Here is a 3,836-nt window from a genome sequence, read left to right as displayed (position 1 = left end):
CCGCCACCAGCCGAACCGCTACCACCGCCCAAGCTACCACCACCAGCAGAGCCACTGCCACCGCCTGACGTTCCACCACCACCGCCCGAGCCACCATTACCTTTACCCTGATTCTTCTTCTGTTCCTCTTCTTTTTTCTTTTGTTCTACTCGTTTTACATCAATTTCTCTCAAAAGCCTTGCCATTTCATTCTCATCCTCTAAAGCCTTTTTTAGACGTTCCTTTTCTACCCCCATTTCTTTTGACTTTTTACTTAAATCACTATCTGAAACGCTAATACCCTGATTTCCCTTATTTTTATTACTTAATAAGTCTTCAACATCAAAAACAGTCATATTCTGACTTTTATTAAAAGCCCCCTTATCCTCATGCCTATAAAAACAATAATCTAAAACACAAGCCAACTTCGTAACTTTAACCTTTTGAATATTCCCAGTTTTTTTATCTTTTATACCTACCTCTTTACTTTCCCACAAATCAACCATCTGATTTAAACGACCATCCGTTCTAAAACCATAACCCGTATCACCAACAGCACCTAAAGACACCGAGGGCATTAAAAAAGCGACCGCTAAAATTGCGACCGCCAAACTATTTTTTTTCATATCTACCCCTTAAACAAATAAATTAAAGAAACCACAGCAAAAAAACCAAGCATAAAAGGAAAATCAACCAACATCTGAACCCCCCATACCACTTATAAATTTTGCCGCCAATCTAAATGCAAACATCAAAACAAAAATCATGACAAAAGACCCACCGATTAACGCTCCATCGGCAAACTGACTAACCGCCGAACATTCAGGAAACGAAAGCAACACTTTTTCGCCATTCAAAAACCACTCTTTCCCTACCTTTTCAGGAGCTATAATCTTTCCATCTGCCGTTATAACGGGAGCTGTTTGAGACAATACATAGTCATTTGCAGTTTCGATATTGCCAAAGCACTGAAAACCCACGCGATAGCCCATACAGCCCCCAATCAATTAACGACCGCCAACGAATGACGCGACGAGACGGAACGCTTTCATCAGTACATAGACGGCTAACAACGCTACACCGACAGAAGTTACAACAGGAGCAACAGCATTTATTTGAGTTACAATCTGCGTACCGATATCGGCAATACCTTCAGCAGAAGCAGCAGCCGAACCAGTAGCCAACAGGGCAACAACGCCCGCTTTTTTAAAATTCAAGATTTTCATAAAATTTCCTTTTTTAAAAAGTGAGTACCGTTTTCAAAAGGCAAACGGAAAGCCCTAAAAATCATGCTTTCGAAGCCGAATTCTGACCACCGACAACCTTCATAGAATAAACTTTCTGAAGAACCCGTTTCCCTTTAATTTCGGGCATAAGTTCGATATCGACTTCCACAGGGAGCTTGCCGCGCAAATATTCCAATTCGACTTTTTTGGCTTCTTCGCCATATTCACACTGAATCAAATCAAAACCGAATTCGTTAGCCGAACTGTCAGAAATAGGGCGTTCAATAAAAACTCTCGTATAGTCAAAAATAACACCATTATCCGTCTGACCTTTATTCCAAGTTACTTTTCTTAAAATTGCTTTCATTTCATTTCCTTAAGTTAAAATTCGGCGTATGGTATTTACGCCACATATAGGCTAAATAATCGTCTTCCGACTCAAAATTACGCCCGAAATTTCCAAACTGTTCATTAATCTGACGTTTTTGACATTCGTTCAAATATTCGTCATATGTTATATGCCTGATAGCACTTCGTTCACTGCCGAACGCCATATCAATGACCGAATAAACATCACGCGGGACGCGATGACATTCGTGAATATAAGTCAGACTTTCCGTTGCACAGTCAAACGCCGCAGGATTCAGACGGCGGGGCATTTTTTTTTTACCGTCTTTCAAAACTTCTACAATGGCTTCAGCATCGAGACCCATACGCTCAAGCAAATTAACCACCCCCGAAACCTGAATCGCGCCATATTTAACACAGTGTTCTGCCGATACGTCTTGCTGCTTTTTTACCCGCTCAACTTTAGCCGGAGCTTCTTCATAAGCTGAAAAAAGTCTTTCAAAAACTGGAAATGCGCCCGTCAAATACTGACCCGCATCTATCAGGATTTCATGAGGAATCACGATATCCCGATTGTGCAGCTCAAGCTCAACACGAACCCAAGGACTTTCAGAATCGCCAAGCTGTTTACCTTTCTCATAAACACGCACAAAACGACTTGAATTTTTACGGCTGCCTATATACAGGGTTTTTCCCGTACCGAGATAATGTAGCCAATCCCCGCCGACACATTCGGCAATAGGTTTTGTATGGCGTGATGTATATCCGCCGTTTTCCCAGTCTTTAAGAGCCATTTCAGGGTTATACTGACCTTCCAAAAAATCATGCGCCAAGTCCACGCGAGTTATTTTTGCGGTGGGAGCATCGTTTTTAATAAATTCGTAAAGGCGCGTCTCCCAACCGTCAAAAGCAGCCGTCAAACCTACACCCGTCAAGTTAAAGCAAACCGTTTCATTTTGACGTTTACCGCCAATGGCAAAAAAGCCGTAGTTCTCCAAATCCGTCCCCATGTGATAAGACGTCTTATATCCATTACGACCGCCCAAATTCTGTTTCAAAAAACCAAAGCCGAAAATTTCTTGTGCAACCGCGGAAGCATTGGCGGCTACTTCTTCCTCCGTCCCGAGTTGATCAGGACGTACAAAAACGCTTTCAGGCATGACAACCGTCAAAGTATCAATAAATGCAGCAGTCGATTTACCGCGTTTCAAAAGGACTTCTTTTAATTGTCCTTTGACAACTACGAAATGTTCAAAGGCTTCGCTTTTCGGCAGTCCCCCCGTGTTACTAGTGGGGGGATAGATAACAGCTTCATTCATTTACACACCCTTTTGCGCTATTACAACACGTTAAATTAACGCGTTAACGCGTTAACAAATTTCCGATATGTTAACGCGTTAACACATTAAGTCAACAACAAATTACTTGTTAACACACAAGACATTGTTTTATATTGCATAAAAGATTTTAGGAATATGAAAAATGAAAGCACTAAGAATCAAAGACGATCAGGAAGAAAAAATCAGACAGCTAGCCGTAGCAGCAAATAAAAAACTGATACAACTAGGAAGAGAGCCACTCAGAGACAGCGAGTTAGCTCACATGCTACTAAACAAAGCCTTAAAAAGGGCATACATAAACGACGACGGCGAAATAGATATAAAGGACAAATAATGCTCAAAAAGGCATTAAAAATCATCCTTTTCGCCGTTTGTTTCATAATAAGCTGGATCCATGGATACTCAGAAGGCGTAAACAAAGGATACGAATGTCTAAAACCTGAAAATAAAAACCGACTAGACTGCATTTTAAATTCAGGAAATATAGAAATTATCGAACTTGACAAACTCGAAGAAATAAACCTACAAAATAAGGAGCAAACGCTCAAATAGAGAGCGTTTGCTCATTGAAGTAAAATAAGCCCCGAAAAGGGGGCTTATCATGGCAACGCAATCCGAACTCATAGACCAAATCAAAGACAGGCTTTTTATCCTGTCTGACTATGCTTTATCTCAACGCTGGCAGGTAGAGCCGACCCGAATCAGCCAATACCGACGCAACCGTCTGCGCCTGCCTGTACGTTTTATTGAAGACATTGCCGAGCAAATCGGCATTGACGCGCTTACGCTCATCAAAATGCTTGAAACGGAGCGACTGACCAAACAGAAAAAAGACGCCGCCAAAATCGTATTATGGCGACCAAACGAAAAAGTTAGACGTTATCCGCCGCCATGGGTAGAGCGAAAACACTTTTTCAGGCGGAAACGCTAGTTCGCATAATTT

7 protein-coding genes are annotated in these 3,836 nt (G+C 41.6%); 2 read left to right on the top strand and 5 right to left on the bottom strand.

Features of this window, described 5'->3' with window-relative positions:
- From HMPREF2608_RS00360 to HMPREF2608_RS00340, 5 genes are all read right to left on the bottom strand, one after another.
- Positions 1–605 (bottom strand): hypothetical protein (locus HMPREF2608_RS00360; RefSeq protein ID WP_210402746.1); only part of this gene is annotated, 605 nt, incomplete at its 3' end.
- Between the two features lie 63 nt (positions 606–668).
- Positions 669–971, bottom strand: a complete 303-nt coding sequence (locus HMPREF2608_RS00355) for a hypothetical protein (RefSeq protein ID WP_070825586.1) — start codon at positions 969–971, stop codon at positions 669–671.
- A 15-nt stretch (positions 972–986) separates the two neighbouring features.
- Positions 987–1,205 (bottom strand): major capsid protein, encoded by a 219-nt coding sequence (locus tag HMPREF2608_RS00350; protein WP_070825585.1) that lies wholly within the window; start codon positions 1,203–1,205, stop codon positions 987–989.
- A 61-nt stretch (positions 1,206–1,266) separates the two neighbouring features.
- Positions 1,267–1,572 (bottom strand): hypothetical protein, encoded by a 306-nt coding sequence (locus HMPREF2608_RS00345; protein ID WP_070825584.1) that lies wholly within the window; start codon positions 1,570–1,572, stop codon positions 1,267–1,269.
- 1 nt (position 1,573) lies between these two features.
- On the bottom strand, positions 1,574–2,872 hold the full coding sequence (locus HMPREF2608_RS00340; RefSeq protein ID WP_070825583.1) for a replication initiation factor domain-containing protein: 1,299 nt from the start codon (positions 2,870–2,872) through the stop codon (positions 1,574–1,576).
- A gap of 163 nt (positions 2,873–3,035) precedes the next feature.
- On the opposite strand from HMPREF2608_RS00340, the gene HMPREF2608_RS00335 reads away from it, so the two are divergent.
- Together HMPREF2608_RS00335 and HMPREF2608_RS00325 are read left to right on the top strand one after the other, a co-directional pair.
- Complete coding sequence (locus HMPREF2608_RS00335; protein ID WP_070825582.1) at positions 3,036–3,227, top strand: hypothetical protein; 192 nt, start codon at positions 3,036–3,038, stop codon at positions 3,225–3,227.
- Between the two features lie 267 nt (positions 3,228–3,494).
- A complete protein-coding gene (locus HMPREF2608_RS00325) occupies positions 3,495–3,824 on the top strand; it encodes a hypothetical protein (protein ID WP_070825580.1) in 330 nt (109 codons plus the stop codon).
- Positions 3,825–3,836: the final 12 nt, after the last annotated feature.

It is taken from the genome of Neisseria sp. HMSC064D07, assembly GCF_001837185.1.
In the GTDB taxonomy this organism is placed as follows: domain Bacteria; phylum Pseudomonadota; class Gammaproteobacteria; order Burkholderiales; family Neisseriaceae; genus Neisseria; species Neisseria flavescens_C.
Note: the sequence above shows the minus strand (reverse complement) of the source record. Positions and strands in the feature narration are given on the sequence as shown.

Bases quoted from the DNA above. Each gene is read 5' to 3' on its own strand.
- HMPREF2608_RS00355 (WP_070825586.1), bottom strand. From the start codon at position 971: ATGGGCTATCGCGTGGGTTTTCAGTGCTTTGGCAATATCGAAACTGCA.
- HMPREF2608_RS00350 (WP_070825585.1), bottom strand. From the start codon at position 1,205: ATGAAAATCTTGAATTTTAAAAAAGCGGGCGTTGTTGCCCTGTTGGCT.
- HMPREF2608_RS00345 (WP_070825584.1), bottom strand. From the start codon at position 1,572: ATGAAAGCAATTTTAAGAAAAGTAACTTGGAATAAAGGTCAGACGGAT.
- HMPREF2608_RS00340 (WP_070825583.1), bottom strand. From the start codon at position 2,872: ATGAATGAAGCTGTTATCTATCCCCCCACTAGTAACACGGGGGGACTG.
- HMPREF2608_RS00335 (WP_070825582.1), top strand. From the start codon at position 3,036: ATGAAAGCACTAAGAATCAAAGACGATCAGGAAGAAAAAATCAGACAG.
- HMPREF2608_RS00325 (WP_070825580.1), top strand. From the start codon at position 3,495: ATGGCAACGCAATCCGAACTCATAGACCAAATCAAAGACAGGCTTTTT.